The sequence below is a fragment of the Shewanella marina JCM 15074 genome (genome assembly GCF_000614975.1).
GTDB classification, from domain to species: domain Bacteria; phylum Pseudomonadota; class Gammaproteobacteria; order Enterobacterales; family Shewanellaceae; genus Shewanella; species Shewanella marina.
Genome location: NZ_BALM01000002.1, coordinates 1 through 15,998, shown reverse-complemented (window position 1 = coordinate 15,998; position 15,998 = coordinate 1). Strand labels below are relative to the sequence as shown.

15 protein-coding genes are annotated in these 15,998 nt (G+C 37.6%); all 15 read right to left on the bottom strand.

Annotated elements, in window-relative coordinates; all coding sequences use genetic code 11:
* Positions 1 to 33: 33 nt before the first annotated feature.
* A complete protein-coding gene (locus JCM15074_RS02030; protein WP_025819644.1) occupies positions 34 to 1,329 on the bottom strand; it encodes a leucine-rich repeat domain-containing protein in 1,296 nt (431 codons plus the stop codon).
* Positions 1,320 to 3,611 carry a hypothetical protein gene (locus tag JCM15074_RS02025; protein ID WP_025819643.1) on the bottom strand — a complete coding sequence of 764 codons (2,292 nt, stop codon included), beginning with the start codon at positions 3,609 to 3,611 and terminating at the stop codon, positions 1,320 to 1,322. Before JCM15074_RS02025 ends, JCM15074_RS02030 begins: the two co-directional genes overlap by 10 nt.
* A complete protein-coding gene (locus JCM15074_RS02020; RefSeq protein WP_025819641.1) occupies positions 3,598 to 4,446 on the bottom strand; it encodes a DUF4123 domain-containing protein in 849 nt (282 codons plus the stop codon). Before JCM15074_RS02020 ends, JCM15074_RS02025 begins: the two co-directional genes overlap by 14 nt.
* Complete coding sequence (locus JCM15074_RS02015) at positions 4,443 to 6,488, bottom strand: type VI secretion system Vgr family protein (protein ID WP_234400139.1); 2,046 nt, start codon at positions 6,486 to 6,488, stop codon at positions 4,443 to 4,445. Before JCM15074_RS02015 ends, JCM15074_RS02020 begins: the two co-directional genes overlap by 4 nt.
* A gap of 140 nt (positions 6,489 to 6,628) precedes the next feature.
* The gene (locus JCM15074_RS02010; protein WP_025819639.1) at positions 6,629 to 7,144 is read right to left on the bottom strand and encodes an Hcp family type VI secretion system effector; all 516 of its coding nucleotides are present in this window, start codon (positions 7,142 to 7,144) and stop codon (positions 6,629 to 6,631) included.
* Between the two features lie 171 nt (positions 7,145 to 7,315).
* The gene (locus JCM15074_RS02005; protein ID WP_025819638.1) at positions 7,316 to 8,599 is read right to left on the bottom strand and encodes an alpha/beta hydrolase; all 1,284 of its coding nucleotides are present in this window, start codon (positions 8,597 to 8,599) and stop codon (positions 7,316 to 7,318) included.
* A gap of 370 nt (positions 8,600 to 8,969) precedes the next feature.
* A complete protein-coding gene (locus tag JCM15074_RS02000) occupies positions 8,970 to 9,887 on the bottom strand; it encodes a helix-turn-helix transcriptional regulator (protein ID WP_025819637.1) in 918 nt (305 codons plus the stop codon).
* A gap of 377 nt (positions 9,888 to 10,264) precedes the next feature.
* Entirely contained in the window at positions 10,265 to 10,942 is a 678-nt protein-coding gene (gene artM / locus JCM15074_RS01995) for an arginine ABC transporter permease ArtM (RefSeq protein ID WP_025819636.1), read from the bottom strand.
* Positions 10,943 to 11,611: an arginine ABC transporter permease ArtQ gene (gene artQ, locus JCM15074_RS01990; RefSeq protein ID WP_037468929.1), complete on the bottom strand. Its 669-nt coding sequence runs from the start codon at positions 11,609 to 11,611 to the stop codon at positions 10,943 to 10,945.
* A 10-nt stretch (positions 11,612 to 11,621) separates the two neighbouring features.
* Positions 11,622 to 12,353 (bottom strand): arginine ABC transporter substrate-binding protein, encoded by a 732-nt coding sequence (locus JCM15074_RS01985; protein ID WP_025819634.1) that lies wholly within the window; start codon positions 12,351 to 12,353, stop codon positions 11,622 to 11,624.
* 11 nt (positions 12,354 to 12,364) lie between these two features.
* Entirely contained in the window at positions 12,365 to 13,096 is a 732-nt protein-coding gene (artP, locus tag JCM15074_RS01980; RefSeq protein ID WP_025819633.1) for an arginine ABC transporter ATP-binding protein ArtP, read from the bottom strand.
* A 107-nt stretch (positions 13,097 to 13,203) separates the two neighbouring features.
* The gene (locus JCM15074_RS01975) at positions 13,204 to 14,151 is read right to left on the bottom strand and encodes a DMT family transporter (RefSeq protein WP_025819632.1); all 948 of its coding nucleotides are present in this window, start codon (positions 14,149 to 14,151) and stop codon (positions 13,204 to 13,206) included.
* A 132-nt stretch (positions 14,152 to 14,283) separates the two neighbouring features.
* The gene (locus JCM15074_RS25740) at positions 14,284 to 14,742 is read right to left on the bottom strand and encodes a Rossmann-fold NAD(P)-binding domain-containing protein (protein WP_444544576.1); all 459 of its coding nucleotides are present in this window, start codon (positions 14,740 to 14,742) and stop codon (positions 14,284 to 14,286) included.
* On the bottom strand, positions 14,727 to 15,287 hold the full coding sequence (locus JCM15074_RS25735; protein ID WP_444544575.1) for a Rossmann-fold NAD(P)-binding domain-containing protein: 561 nt from the start codon (positions 15,285 to 15,287) through the stop codon (positions 14,727 to 14,729). Before JCM15074_RS25735 ends, JCM15074_RS25740 begins: the two co-directional genes overlap by 16 nt.
* A gap of 76 nt (positions 15,288 to 15,363) precedes the next feature.
* Positions 15,364 to 15,998 (bottom strand): amino acid kinase family protein (locus JCM15074_RS01965; RefSeq protein WP_025819631.1); only part of this gene is annotated, 635 nt, incomplete at its 5' end.

Sequence of the window (15,998 nt, the reverse complement as noted above, 5' to 3'; positions counted from 1 at the left end):
TTTCGCTGCGGTTCCCATATCTAAATTCATGTCTTAATCACTATGCCACCATAAACATAATGGCGAGGTGACTTTATCAACCCAAACATAACCGAGCCCATAGCCTCTTGCTAATGGACATTGCCTTTGCTGTTCATTACAACGCTTGCCCGCATCATACTCTTTTTTAGATTGAGGACTACAAGACAACAGACTACCACTGTATAGCGTTGAAACCGTACCACCTTTTTCATAGTATAAGGTCATATCAACCACATTACTGTCATAGAATTTTAAACTAGCAAACCTCTTCTCTGCATTCATGACTTTATGTTTTGCGAGAGGACTTAAATCAGAAACAGAAGTTTCACTTATATCTAAGCTTTCTAAATTTTTTAAATAAACTAAGGGCTTAATACTACTAACCCCCTTATTCCCTGATATAGATAAATGTTCTAGACTATTAACTGAAGATATTTTATAAAGATATTTATTCTGCAAGTTAACATCTATTAAGTTTAACCTATTTAATCCTGTTAACCGTTCAACACCATCTATATTTACATCATTAAAGTATGAAATAGTTAATATTTTTAATTTATTAAGATCAGAAATATTGTCAATATAAATTAAAGAAGAATCCATTTCAGAAGTATAAACTGTTTCATTTCCATTTAACGATAATGATGTCAAACTCTCCAGTTTACCTATTACCTGTTGCTGTTCTTTAGTTAGCTTTACATTATATAATGAGAAACTCGATAGTTTTAGTAAACTTAATATAGAATCAAAATTCAACAATCTTCCACTCTTTAATCTTAATAATTTTATGTTGGAAAATTGCTCTAACAACCTTAAATCTAATGGCCTATAATTAAAATCATCTAAAGTCACATACTCAACCAAGTGTTTATTTTGAATGCAATTTAATACATCCCAATCATCAATTGCACTCAGACGAAGAGTCTCAGGTTTAGATGCTAAACAAGCTAAAGATAAATCAAATGTTCTTTGCTCTTTTGGTGTATCATCACTAGGATCGTTTAGATCATTTCCATAAAAAATGTCAGCATTTGAGTTTTGATTAAGTGACAACTCTGTAATATCGCCCAATATCATTTTTTGCACAATAACCTCACACTGGTATTGTGTATAATGGGGTAAATCATTTTCAAACAAATCTTTTTTATCAATCTGTGCCCGAATAAGGTAGCGCTTTTTGATATTGGTTTTAAAATCTTGGCAATATAACTTTGCCTCATCAGATATTTTAATGTCACCAAAAGCAAAAACTGGTTGACTAAACCCGATCAATATAAACAATACCACCGTTATTATTTTTATAAGCATGCAATAAATGCCTCTTCGATATTAGGTTCTGCTGAGTATAGTTGCTGTCGACTAATACTATGAGATGTTATCGCTAAATAAGCGACAGAGCCACGTATCGATTCTTGCTTAAGCAACTTAGATTTATCATCCATTATATATTGGTGCTGAGGGTAAGTGGCTTGAATGCTCTTGATTAATTGCTTAACCGTAGTCACACGATACTGTTTTAAAGTTGTGATGATACGTTGTTGTTCAACCAATACATGAGTTTCTAACCAGTCTTCAAACTGCTTTATTCGATAATCATTCTGTTTATCTTGCCCTTTTTCTGCCCTTTGCTGCTGATATATAATGGCATAATGTAACAATAAATCATCAGCAACTTGTAAAGGAAAATGTCGAGAATTAAGCTCATTCAACACCCAATCTAAGTTTTTTCTTAACTTAGTGATGCTCGTATCTAAATCACCAAAAGTAACCCATTCTGATAAATTTAATTGATTGCGTATTTTGACTAATTTTGAATAATCCATTTGTGCCAATAACAAAAGTATAAATTCTTTTCTTAACTTCTTTTGTTGCTTCACATTACCACTGTCATAAGCACTTTGATAACTCGCTTGATTAACAGCCATTTTAGATAAAAAATCGGGATATACCTCTTTACCGTAATTGTGGTAAGGATCTTTTTCTGTTACATCAAACTCTATATTGTTATTGATAGCCGCGGGTATCTGATGTGGTCTTAGTTTAGTATCATCAAACACACTGACTATTTTAACGGTAATGTCATCAATCACATTAAACAGTGTTGAATTCGCTAGATTTTCACCTAACAACTCAGATGCAATATTAATCAATCCAGTAATAGACACTGCATCATAAAATGCACTTGGATTAAAATAATCAACTAAAGCACGCTTAACACTGCCTGCATTTTGATACTGTGTCACTCTTAGCTTTAATAATCTATTCGCTTTTTGTGCCCACAATTTGTATTGCGTGATTACTTGAAAAAATAAGCTAAAAAGAGATTCAGGAATGACATCTGAGTATAGAATCAATGATTCTGACAGTCTTTTGTATTTCTCTGCTATGTGTTCATTAAGACTAAGTAATTCATCACCTAAAGCAGACCATCTCGCTGCTGAGCTATCACTGTCATAAAACAAAGCAAGACCGCTACCAAAGTTATAAAACTTATCTAAGCTGGTACTAAAAAGTTCTATTAGTTCATCTATATAGCGTTGCAATAAAGGTAATATGTCATGAATTTGATGCAATGATACGACGGTAAAATTAGCAATAGTATGCTGGGTGATATCATATTGGTTATAGACATTTATCAAGGTGGCATCAGGGTGAAATTGGCTGCTATCAATTGGATGCATCGTCTTAAAAAATGGGGTTGATAAATAAGTTAAACTCTTAATATTCCACTTTTCTGGAAAATCGTTTTTTATCGCTTGAGTAAATTCATTGATAACATTACCACCATGGGAATGACCAATTAAATGAAAATTTAAAGGCCTATCTAACCAACCTTCATAAAAAGGCTTATTTGGTCTTGCATACAATAATTTTTTTAAACGCAAACCAGCCCCCTCGGCTAACGCTTGAGCCCCTAACTTACTGCTCGTCCCTCTTGCTTCGGCGCGGTTATCACCACTCCAAGAATAAAACTCATAATTAAGTTCACAATTAATATGCTCATTTTTTATATCGGTCAATTGCTTAATTAATATTGGATTTGTATCCCAATAAGTAATGTCAGCATCATAATTGTGCGTCTTAGCCAAAGGACTCATATTCACAGGATCAGTCGTTCCTGGTACCAGTAAAATAATATTAATCGGAACTTCAACTGTTTTAGGTCTTACTACGTATGAATTTAATGCCGCTAAGTTATCTACCGAAACAATGATAGATTCTTTATCATCATTATTTTGATTGCCATTTGATAAAACACTTATCTCTAAATCCGAATATTCATGAGCAATATATTGCCAAGTATCCTCATTTTTATTGGTATTATCGCCTGCCCATATTTCAGGTGGTTGCATAAGTTCTGCATAAATTGAACGTTGAATATCAAGTAGTTCAATACCCTTTACTTCTAACGAAAAATGAGTATCAACCACATCTTGATGAAAAATATAGCCTGATGATGATGTTGTTCCTTCAAATGTTTGTCCTTGTGAGCCTATTAATTTATAGGGAACATTCGCATAAGGTTTATTATGTTCATCAACTAGCTTTAATTCAATCCATTTGCCATCACGGCACTCAAGACACGGCATTGATTAACTCCCTATTTCCTCGTTCCATCAAATCTAACCATGCTTGATGGTCATGCGATTTTGCTTTAAACGCCTCACAATCTTTATCTGATAATTGATACTTTAAACGAGCGAGGCAATAGCGCTCCAGTAAGGTTTCATCGACCAAATCATATGTATAAGCAACATCAATCATATTTTTGACAATAACGGTTAAATCTTGATAATCACGCAACCAAAGGGAAAATAACCTTGGCTCCAGCTTGACCCATTTTTCAAAAAAGTTACTGGTAAGTAAAAAACGATAATTCTGAGTTTTTCGATAATAAGCCAATTGCTTGTTATCAAGACGCCAAGGTCTTATTAACTCAGTAGCAGCATTGACGATATTATGTACGTACAGCTGTTTTCCTGAATATTTAAAGCTAATGGCTGAAATCTCACCAAAACATTGGGCAAATGTATCTTCACTCCATGATTGAATCACACCATATAACACTTGCGGATCATGCCACCTAAAAATAACCTTATCTTGCTGATAATGTGCGACCGTTAAACCACTTAATGCTGCGTGTAAAAGCTCCATGGGTAATCTTGAAAAAACCAAGATAGATACTTGTTCATATAAAGCAGAAATCACTAATAATTCTTGTAATTGACCGCGTAAAAGTAATAACCGAGGGCCATCATCTTGAATTGAATCTAGTTCGGTATCTCGGTATAAAGGCCAATCCGCTACAACGATATCTTGTTGGTATAATTCTTGTCTTAGCTCAAGTTCATGTTCACTTAGCACTAAATATAAATTGAGGTCAGTCGTATCCAGCAAATCGCTTAACTCTGTCTCAATTTTCATTTTTTACCTTCAACGGTACATAGTTTGACTATTGGCGCAGCAAGCAGCTTAGCTTGTTTCAATTGAGCAACGGTTGCACTACTCAGAATGGGTTCTGCTTCTGCAATTTCTCTGGCATCAGCCATTAATGTTGAGAGTTCAGGTAACTTGCCTCCATAACCACTGCCGCTACCTGCGCCGCCCCCCGCATTAAGATTAACGGCGGCGCCAACAAGGCTTACACCTGCGGCATCTAATTTAATTAAACTGCCACCAGCAGATAAGGTCAGCTCATTGCCAGCATCTAATACCACTTTGCTACCCGATTTAAGATGCACCTCTTTACCCGCATCGACCGCTAAACTTTGTTTTTGCCGCATATGCAAACTGCCATCAATCTGCAAGGTTTTATCTTGCTTAATATGTTGGCGTAACTCGCTATTAACCGTTAAATGCTCATTGCCTTTAATATGATTAACACTATCGTTGCTGACCTCTAAATGTTGATCATGCTTGATATGATCGATACGGTCATTTTCAACCAATAACGCTATATCTTTTTGCGCATGCAAATAGATCTCTTGCTGATCAGCTTGATCTTCAAAGCTCAGCTCATTGTAGCCTTCCCCCTGATGGGTTTCTGTGCGGATCACAGTACGGGTTTTATTATCAGGTAAGAGATATGGCGGTTGATTCACCGCGTGATAGGTACGACCTGTAATAATGGGTTGATCGGGATCGCCCTCTAAAAAACTCACAATCACTTCATGGCCAATCCGAGGCAGGGCGAACATGCCATATTGACTGCCTGCCCAGCCTTGTGACACTCGCACCCAACAACTGGCTAAATCATCGCTATTGCCATAACGATCCCACGGGAACTGTAATTTGACTCGTCCAAACTCATCACAAAAAATCTCTTCGCCCTCTGGGCCAACTACAGTGGCAATTTGTGGACCATCTACAGTCGGTTTGACACTCGGTGTTGGTCGCCACGGTAAGTGAGCTGGGATCATGCTAAATTGGTTATTAAAGGTCGTTGCGCCTTCTCCGCCCTCTTCCTCTAATGCTTGTGGCTGTCTGCCTTGGCAAGTTAATTGAGTAATTAACCAGTCACGATTTTGTTGGCTGTCTGGATGATCTTGTAAGTCGAAAAGGAGCCCTGCCTGTAATGGCGCAATATTACTTTTGGCTTTGGCGGTATGGGCATTACGACGAAGATACTCAAGTCTAATACGTGTAAAAGCTTTACCAGAATCATCATCTTTATAACGTCCTGGATAATCAAAATGCTGATAGTGCTGCTGTTGATAATCCATTTCAACACCTTGATGCTGATTTAAAAAGCTAAATGCGGGTTTCTTAAAGCTGTAATCTTTTAGCTCGCAACTGTCGCTGGCTATCTGTTTTGTTGCTGCAAACCCATAGATAAATGGACTGTCGCTTAATCCTCCGGATATTGCATTATAAGGCTGAGGCGTAGGATGTTTAACTAAGGTTTGGTTATCATCACTAAACAATACGGTGTGTTTGTCTTGTTCATATAAAAAACTGTAAAAAATGCCCTCTTCAGCAGCAATACGCGCAATAAACTCAAGATCGGTTTCACGATATTGCACGCAATATTCACGGCTTTGCATCACTCTTGATAATGAGAAGGCATAATCATCAATATTCATCTCTTGCAGCAAAACACTGATGATTTCAGGTATAGATAATTGTTGGAAAATCCGGCTATTTTGACGTAACTCAAGCCTTGCGATAGCAGGCACAAGCTCAAGTTGATAACGACTAAAATGATAACCCGTATCACCACGGCCAAATCGTTTTACAATGCCACTAATTTGATGGCTAGCTTCTCCTTGTTCATAAATAGTTAGGCAAGCATGGCGATCCACCGTCATATTGGCATCAATGTCGGCATCACGACTAGCAAGTTGGATTTGAAAATTATAGGGAGTGGATAATGCTTCTGTACCTGTAAACTCAACGACTTTTAATTTATCTGGTGCGAGTCCCTCAACCGTCAAACTAAAATGTAATTGCTTATGTGCGGCCATCATAATTACCACCAAAGATTACTAAGATGAAAAAGACCCGTACACCACAATCGGTTAAAGTGCACGAGCCAAAAAGGTTGGACGCTTAATGACGTACTTAAGTACAACGATTAGTTAAACAGTTATATTTAAGCACTTAGCTATTAAGCGATTGGCGCACGCCAATCATCAGCACCAGAAGTACCAGCTACTGTATGCTCCCAATCGATCTTACGGTAAGCTAGCGATACCTTAACTAGCTGAGTAAATTCTTTTTTATCACCATCTTGGCAATGTGGCATTTGGCAATCGATATCAACAATAACGGCATCAGTCAAAATGGTGGAGAAGAAGTGCTCTTGCTTACCATCTGTAGAGGTGCGATACCAGTTTAATGTTACTTTTGGCAGCATTTCACCTGATGATAGTGCGTTATAAAGGAGTGGTACTGATTTATTTAATGCCACAGTAAATTGGAATGGCTTGTGTACACGTTGCCCTGCTGGCTGACCACTTTGTGGATCGGTTGGCACTGTCACAATATGATCAAATGCTTGTACTAACATCTCATCTTCATGACCTTCTACATAAATATTACCCACAGAATCCGCGGTGAATGCACCTGCTGTAATGTTTCCTTGGGTTTTACCTTCAATGGCGATATAACACGGTGTTGGCATAGTCTTATCCTTAAACAAGTAGTTGATGTTGTACTACTTAATGATTAACAAGCTTTATGCCAAAAATAACACATTGATTTTATTGGAAATTAATTTATCATTAACAAACTGAGCAAAACATTGCTCGGTTTTCAGGCAATAACTTGCCCACTAGGCAAGATTTCGCTCAATTTATTGTGTTTGTGTCGCAGCGATTTTAACGTCCAGAATATTAAGTAACCATTGCGGTGAATTCTGTTTAATTGCTTGCTGCCTCGCTTGTCGATAATAATCATGTGCTAAGGCGAGGTTATCGGTTTTCTCATATGCACTGGCGATCGCTTGCTGATAACTAATGAGCGTCTTAAATTGCTGCTGATGTATTAGTAATAATGCTAATTCTGCTTCAACCGACTGACTATAACCAAGATAACTGGCCTGCATCATAATCAATGCGCCGGCTGAAGCCGGTAATTGTTGCACGGCTTTATCTACAAACTCATTAACTTCATCTACTCGCTGCTGCCGATAAAAATATCGAATTAACGCTTTAATGACGGGTGTCGGGATCGCCTGATTAATCTGCCATTGTTGCATTAATTTAACGTAATGATTAACCAGCATATGTGGATCTTGCAGCTGATTTAACTCAGATTCTGTAATAGACCACGGTGCAAAAAGCTGACTTAAATTATCTCTAAGTGCCACCATACCCACTGAATTATGATTTTCATTCGGATAGCGTTTAAAAGACCATGTTAGTTGCTTAGGTTGCACATCATCTAATACTTCTACAAAACCATATACACCCATTCGGGTTTCATCGCCCAGTGATAGATATAAATTTGCATTAAGATTTGACGACTGACTCAACAATTGGCGAGTATGCTGACTAAAAGCATGTTGATTAAGCCATAACGCAGGGCTGACGGCCAAAAACGTAGTAAATGATTGAGGTTGATTGATCAGAGTATTTAAAACGAATAAACCACCAATAGATTGACCAAACAGGATATCGTTATTAGCAGTACGATAATGCTGTTGCATATAGGGTTTTAACTCTTGATTAATAAACGCCAAAAATGGCTCGGCTTTGCCTTGAGGTTTTTCTTTAAAAGGTGCGGTTAACACTTCTGGCGTCATATTTTGACGGTAAGTATCAGTGCCTTTATCTGCTATGCCGACAACAATCATATCAGGTATTAATTGTGCTCTATTACCCATAAAATCAAGCATAGCTGCAACGCTATTAATATTATAATCACCGTCTAATACATATAAGACTGGATAATTTGTATGCTTATCTGCGCTATAGTTTTCCGGTAATACCACTTGAATATCACGTGTTTGCTGCAGAATAGATGAGTTGATTTGAACTCGTTCACCCAACAATTGTGCCATTGCAGATGTACTCAATAATAAACTACAACAAGTCACGATAAACCAACTAATATGGAATAAAAAAGTATGTTTCATTCGTTCTCCCAATAACACTATATCCATGCGGTGTAGTTGATATTTACCACATTGTAAGAAAGAAATGAGAAAACACACTGCTTATCTAAATATGACTCATTCCTGTTACTTTTCAAAAACTACTTAATTCGTATAAGCTAATGTTAATAACAGAATAATTCAATACAAATAGATATACTTTCAAAGGTAACTGCGAAAGATAATGATGTTAGTTAAGTGTGTTATTGATGTGAGGCATAATAGAATTGATAACATTAATATAATTTATATTATAATGAGTCACTTAGGATTGTATAAATACAATCCTAAGTATTAAAAATATCAAATTCAAAATAATAATTTTATATTTACTGATGGCATTAAATAGAAATTATGCCAATGAGAATATTTGTTTCTGTAATTGTGATTTAACCGTTTTAGCTGACACAATATCATGCTTCATATCGGTATGACTATTTCGATATTGTTTAGGTGTTTGTTTTAATAACTCTTTAAATTTACTATTAAAACTAGAAATTGAGGTAAAACCTACTTCGGCACAAATATAAGAGATAGAGTGCTCTGTTTTTACCAACAATCTCGCAGCTTGACGCACCCGCTGTTCAATCACATATTGCCAAAAAGTCACGCCCATATTGGCATGAAAAAAACGCGAAAAAGTACTTTCAGCCATGTACACTTGGCTCGCAATCATTGCCACTGTTAATGGTTCATAAAGATGTTCTTGAATATATTTAAGGCTTGAATTCAATTTATCTTCAGTACGCTTCACATGAGAAATAGCAATACAGTTCTCAAGTAAACATTGCTTAGGTTCTTCTCTAGAAAGTGAATCTAACACCCCTAAAATATGCAATACCTGCCTGAAATCAAATGAATTTTCCATTAATTCAAATGTTTTACCAATCTCTAGAATTTGATCACCTTCATACAATAATGCATGTCTGGCATTATCCAGCATGGTCATCACACTACTAAACTGCTGGCTATCTACCAAGGTTTGGCCAAGCCCATTAAGTCTAAAGTGTAATGCATCACAATCAGGTGTAATATTACGTTCTGAGGCACTGGTATCAAGTGATAATCTAAACGGATTAAATGGTGCTAATAAAACGATTTGGTTTACGCTAAGACGATAATGCGTATCAGCAAGGTATAGGGTACAACCCGTAGTTTTTGGTCTGATCAGTACATAGTCTGCACCAAAAATCATATGCTGAGTTGCAGACAGTTTCTGCAAATCAAATACTACGAATTTTGCAGTATTTGCCACTATTCTTGTCGGCATAACATTCCTCCATAAATAATAGAGCCATGTTAATCAATTTTATAAGAGAAGCTATTTAATCAATTAAAAAATGTGATCGGCACATCTGAAATATATTCATCAGTCTCCGCATAATTATTATTAAATATTCCAACAAAAATACAACAACTTTTAATTATGAGATAGCTATCATAATTATTGACTGCATACATCAATAACTTAGATGCCAACTCGCAAATAAACTAAAAAATAAATCCTCATAGAAATACAAATGCTACTTATTATTGAATAAGTAGCATTTAATTTATTTCATCAATTGCCTATTTAACCAGATGTCAATCTGATTAATATTCGTATTTAATGCTATTACCTTTGCTAATTTAAACTTTATTGCTTTATTAGACTTGCTCAAATGCTAATAAACGCTTTTCGAATAAGCGCATAAAAACAGTGATAATCAAATTTAATAATAAATAGAGTAAACCTGCAGCACCAAAAACCATCAAGGTGTCATAAGTTTGCGCATTAATTCGTTGCGACCAGCCCATAATATCCATGATCGTAATTGTTGATGCCAAAGATGAGCCTTTAAGCAATAACACTACTTCATTTGAATAGGCAGGATAAGCGCGCTTCAGCGCATAAGGCATCAATACCTTTAATGTCTGACTGTGACTCATACCAAGCGATTGGCAAGACTCCCATTGACCGCGATTAATACTGCTTAATGCGCCATGAAACAACAAGGTGGTATATGCACCACAATTAAGTGATAAAGCTAATACAGCGCAAAACCAAGGTTCAGATAATAATACCCATGCTCGACTCTCTTTTAGCCATTCAAATTGTCCTGAACCATAATAAATTAGGAAAATCTGTACTAATAATGGTGTCCCTGTAAATAACGTTAAATAGCACTTTACCAACCAATAAACAGATTTATACTTAACAGTTAATAATAAAGTACCAATGACCGCAATTATCGTTCCCACCAGCAATGATGAAAAAGTCAAACTCAGGGTCATCAACACCCCTTCGGATAAATCAGCAATATATCCATATAAGCCAGCCAACATTTAGTGCCCTCCTCGTTCAAAACGGGTGACATATAAACTTGCCTTTTTTAAGCCATATTGACTCACTAAGGTAATCACAAGATAAATTAATGCTGCAGCTAAAAACCAATTAAATGGCTCCCAAGTTGCTGCAGCCGCTAATTGTGCTTGCTTCATAATGTCATTTACACCAATTAAGGAAACCAATGCCGTGTCCTTTAATAGCACCAACCACTGATTACCTAACGCAGGTAATGCGTGGCGCCACACTTGCGGTAAGATCAATCGAAAGAAAATGGTCAACTGCCCCATTCCTAATGCTTGACCGGCCTCCCATTGCCCAGGAGAGATTGCTTGTAAAGCACCGCGTAGAATTTGCGACACATAGGCAGCAAAAATAGTACTAAGCGCCAAAACACCACAAAAAAATGCACTAATTTCAACAAATTGACCAGTAATTATAAATATCAGCTGACTTAACCCAAAGTAAACCAGTAATACCACCAGCAACTCGGGCAACCCTCGCAATAACATAATAAAGAGTTTGGTCAGGTGATTAACCCACTTGATCGCCGTAGATTCTAATAACGCTAAAATGATCGCTAGTACCATGCCAACTAACGCAGAAGTAACCGCCAAACCAATCGTGATAGTTGACGCTAGCAGTAATGACTCAACTATGGCATTCATCAGTTATCTCTCAATTAAACCAGCGTTGATGAATTTGTTGATAAACACCATTCACTTTAATTTGATCTAACGCTTGATTGAGCTGATCTCTTAATTCGACATTCTGGCGATTAACAGCAATACCATAACCACGACCAAAATAGTTAACATCTTTGACTAAATCCCCTAAAGGCGCATATTCAGGACTCTTAACGAGCCACTGATTGATCACCGCCGTATCACCAAACACCGCATCAATTCGACCATTCTCTAAATCAATGAATGCATGTTGTACGCTGGTGTAAGGTACAGTCGCTTGCTTAGGGAAATTATCGTGGATATATTTTTGATGAGTAGAACCATTCTGAATGCCAATTTTAAGTTTGGCTAATTGTTCAAATGAGCTGAACTTGCCCTTTTCCGTCACAAATACTGCAGCGTTCTCATAATACGGTTGACTAAATAACACCTGTTTTTCACGTTCTGGGGTGATATCCATCCCCGAAATAGCCGCATCAAAACGTCTGAATTTTAAACTGGCAATTAAGCTGTCAAAAGACTGAATATGAAAACTGCATTTCTTTTGTAACTGTTCGCACAATGCTTTGGCCAAATCAACATCAAATCCCACCACTTGATTATTACTATCAGTAAACTCAAATGGTGGATAAGTTGCCTCCATTGCAAATCGAATTTCTTTTGCTTGAGCTAGACTAGATACCGATAACAACATCACTAAAATCAATAATATTCCTTTGTTCATAACAAAATCCTTTAATGTAATAAGAAGTGTTTAAGCTCATTGGTTGCGGGATGTTCTAGTATTGATTTATCTCCTTGCTCAATAATGCGTCCACCTTCCATATACACCACTTTACTGGCGACTTTTTCGGCTAATGCAATTTCATGAGTCACGATAATTTGAGTAATACCCAGTTCACTTAACTCGGCAATAATTTCTGAAAATTGTGCGGTAATTTGAGGGTCAAGCGCAGCAGTAGGTTCATCATATAACATCACTTTAGGCGACATCATTAGTGCTCTTGCAATAGCGACTCGCTGCTGCTGACCACCAGAAAGCTGTGCAGGATAACGATGCTCAAGATCATGTAAACGCAACCTTGCTATTAGTCCCATCGCCTTTTCAATCGCTTGCTCTTTTGCCATTTTTAACACTTTACAAGGTGCCTCAATCAAATTTTCAAGCACGGTAAAGTGTGGCCATAAATGGTATTGCTGAAACACCATGCCAACCTCAGTGCGCAGACCTCTAACGTCATCGCTCTTAGGCGGTTTAGTAAAATCAAAATAATATTGCCCCATGCTTAAATCACCACTTACAGGGGTTTGCATCAAATTAAACACGCGCATTAAAGAACTTTTGCCTGCGCCACTTGGCCCAAGTAATACAACGGTATCGCCCGTTGTTGTACTAAAGTTGATATCAAACAGTGATTGCGATGCGCCATAAAAACAGTTAATACTGTTAAGTTGAATGTCAGCCATAATGTGCCACTTTTCTAAATATAAATTCTGCTATATACCCAAGCCACATCACATGATTAATGCTAGCGGCTTGGGTAATCATTCACCCGTTGCGAGGGTTGTTCTACTTATACCGCGGCTTTAGCGGCCATTTTTACACGGTACTTCTGCTTCACTTTTTGTAATCCACCCACAGCCATTTCGCTGGTGCCACCGACAATAATTAATAATCCACCCATCATTTGCATAGCTGAAAGTGGTTCATTAAAAATTAAAATACCAATGATTGATGCCACCACACATTCCCAATATGAAATAGTGGCAAATTCAACAGCAAGCAGATTTTTAGTGGCGATAGTACATAGTGATAACGCACCAAAACCACAAACTACGCCAATGCCAATCCACCAATACCAATCAGTTGGTGTCATTTGGGCAATTGAAGGCTTACTAAAAATAAACAACATACAAATTGCGATTAGCGCAAAAAAGAAATTCCAAAAAGAACGCACATCACCAGGCACATCTTGACGGAAGCGACCTAAAAACAGGAATAAACCAAAGCCAATACCAGAGGTTAATGCCAGCATGTCACCAACAAAGGTTTCAGCGGCGAATGTCATACCAAATGACAAACCTTCAGGGGTAATTTTGACTAAACCAACAATCAGCATCATGCCAATAAATACAATACTGATGGCAAACATAGTGATGGGTTTAAAAGGTTCTTTTAAAAAGATGATAGCGAGCAATGTTGAAATAATTGGGCCAACGTAAATAAAAAATACGGCGTTAGCAATTGATGTCATTTGCGTTGCGGCAATATAGGCTGATAAACATGCGCCCATAAATAAACCACTAAAAATCATTGCAGGAGATAAACGATAACGTTTTAGATCTTTGATACGGCCTAAGCCAAGTAAAATAAAGAAGAATAATACTGCACCACAGAACATACGAGAAAAAGCAATCACGTCGCCTTGGGCATTGATTTGACGAGCAAATAAACCCACCAGACCCATTAATGTTGCTGCGCCAAAGGCAGCGATAAACCCTATTGTTTTTGTTTTGTCCATTTTTCTAATCCCTAGCACATCGAAGCTAGGTCAAAAACAATGAATTCGCTCCAATCTACTTATTCATCCACAAATCACGATAAAAGTAGCGTTAGTGCAGCCTGAATTTACTGCACTAACGCTTAACAACTACTATGAACCTAAAGTCGCCACCATAACTGCTTTGATGGTGTGCATACGGTTTTCAGCTTCATCGAATACGATTGAATGACGAGATTCAAATACTTCGTCAGTCACTTCTAGACCCTTCATGCCATAAGCTTCTTCGATCTCTTTACCCATCGTTGTGTTTTCATCATGGAATGCAGGTAAGCAATGTAGGAACTTAACGTTAGTGTTACCCGTTTGCTTGATTACATCCATGTTCACTTGGTAAGGAGTCATCACGCGTACACGCTCTGCCCAAGCTTCTTTTGGCTCGCCCATTGATACCCAAACGTCGGTATAAATGAAGTCAACACCTTCAACACCAGCTTTCACATCTTCAGTAAGAATGATCTTAGCACCAGTCTCTTCAGCAACATCTAAACACTGACGTACTAATGCTTCATCAGGCCAGTAAGCTTTAGGAGCAACTAGGCGAATTTCCATGCCCATCTTGCTGCGCCAACCATTAATGAGTTACCCATGTTGAAACGAGCATCACCCATATAAGCAAACTTAATCTTGTTTAATGGCGTGCCAGGTAGGTGCTCAATCATAGTCATAAAATCAGCTAGAATTTGAGTTGGGTGGAACTCGTCAGTTAAGCCGTTCCATACTGGTACGCCAGCATATTGACCTAGCTCTTCAACGATCTCTTGACCGAAACCGCGGTACTCAATACCGTCATACATGCGGCCTAAAACGCGAGCAGTATCTTTCATTGATTCTTTGTGGCCAATTTGAGAACCGCTTGGGCCTAAGTAAGTCACTAACGCGCCTTGGTCGAATGCTGCAACTTCGAATGCACAACGAGTACGAGTAGATGTCTTTTCAAAAATTAGGGCAATGTTCTTACCCACTAATTTCTTTTGCTCAACGCCAGCATATTTAGCTTTCTTTAGGTCGATAGATAGATCTAATAAGAATTGGATTTCAGCTGGAGTGTAGTCTAGTAATTTTAGAAAGTTACGGTTTCTTAGGTTAAAAGCCATGATAAATATCCTTAATAATTTTTATTTTTCCAGCGCGACAAATACCGATTTGTCGCGTTAATTTTATTTTTAAACGTTAGATAGCTGCATCTTGTTCAATCGGTGTTGCAGTAATCAGTGTGCCCTTTAATCCCTGTAGGATTTGTGCACCGTCAACTAAACAACCAATACCTACGCGGCCTTGAGTTGCGTTAACGAATTCACATGCTGCACTGATTTTTGGTCCCATAGAGCCCGCATCAAACTCGATTTGAGCAAGCTGTTCTGGTTGCGCATTCTTTAATGCATATTGATCTTCTTGACCCCAATTTAGATAAACTGCATCAGCGTCAGTTAGAATTAATAGTGCATCAGCATTGATTTGCTTAGCTAAGAAAGCCGCAGATAAATCTTTATCAATAACCGCTTCGATACCCACTAACTTGTTGTCCTTACGCACAACTGGAATTCCGCCACCGCCAGTACAAATAACCAAGTTGCCATGATTAATTAACTGCTTAATAGAATCAGATTCAATAATGTTTAATGGCTGTGGTGATGGCACTACGCGGCGAATATACTTACCGTCGTTCTTGAACTCCCAGCCTTTTTCTAGTGACAATGCATCAGCTTCAGCTTTGTCATAAACAGGACCGATATATTTAGTTGGGTTTAAGAATGCTGGGTCGCCACCATCAACTTCAACTTGAGTCAGTAATGTTGTTACTGCAG

Coding starts and splice junctions, on each gene's coding strand:
- JCM15074_RS02030 (WP_025819644.1), bottom strand. CDS start 1,329: ATGCTTATAAAAATAATAACGGTGGTATTGTTTATATTGATCGGGTTT.
- JCM15074_RS02025 (WP_025819643.1), bottom strand. CDS start 3,611: ATGCCGTGTCTTGAGTGCCGTGATGGCAAATGGATTGAATTAAAGCTA.
- JCM15074_RS02020 (WP_025819641.1), bottom strand. CDS start 4,446: ATGAAAATTGAGACAGAGTTAAGCGATTTGCTGGATACGACTGACCTC.
- JCM15074_RS02015 (WP_234400139.1), bottom strand. CDS start 6,488: ATGATGGCCGCACATAAGCAATTACATTTTAGTTTGACGGTTGAGGGA.
- JCM15074_RS02010 (WP_025819639.1), bottom strand. CDS start 7,144: ATGCCAACACCGTGTTATATCGCCATTGAAGGTAAAACCCAAGGAAAC.
- JCM15074_RS02005 (WP_025819638.1), bottom strand. CDS start 8,599: ATGAAACATACTTTTTTATTCCATATTAGTTGGTTTATCGTGACTTGT.
- JCM15074_RS02000 (WP_025819637.1), bottom strand. CDS start 9,887: ATGCCGACAAGAATAGTGGCAAATACTGCAAAATTCGTAGTATTTGAT.
- artM (WP_025819636.1), bottom strand. CDS start 10,942: ATGTTGGCTGGCTTATATGGATATATTGCTGATTTATCCGAAGGGGTG.
- artQ (WP_037468929.1), bottom strand. CDS start 11,611: ATGAATGCCATAGTTGAGTCATTACTGCTAGCGTCAACTATCACGATT.
- JCM15074_RS01985 (WP_025819634.1), bottom strand. CDS start 12,353: ATGAACAAAGGAATATTATTGATTTTAGTGATGTTGTTATCGGTATCT.
- artP (WP_025819633.1), bottom strand. CDS start 13,096: ATGGCTGACATTCAACTTAACAGTATTAACTGTTTTTATGGCGCATCG.
- JCM15074_RS01975 (WP_025819632.1), bottom strand. CDS start 14,151: ATGGACAAAACAAAAACAATAGGGTTTATCGCTGCCTTTGGCGCAGCA.
- JCM15074_RS25740 (WP_444544576.1), bottom strand. CDS start 14,742: ATGGAAATTCGCCTAGTTGCTCCTAAAGCTTACTGGCCTGATGAAGCA.
- JCM15074_RS25735 (WP_444544575.1), bottom strand. CDS start 15,287: ATGGCTTTTAACCTAAGAAACCGTAACTTTCTAAAATTACTAGACTAC.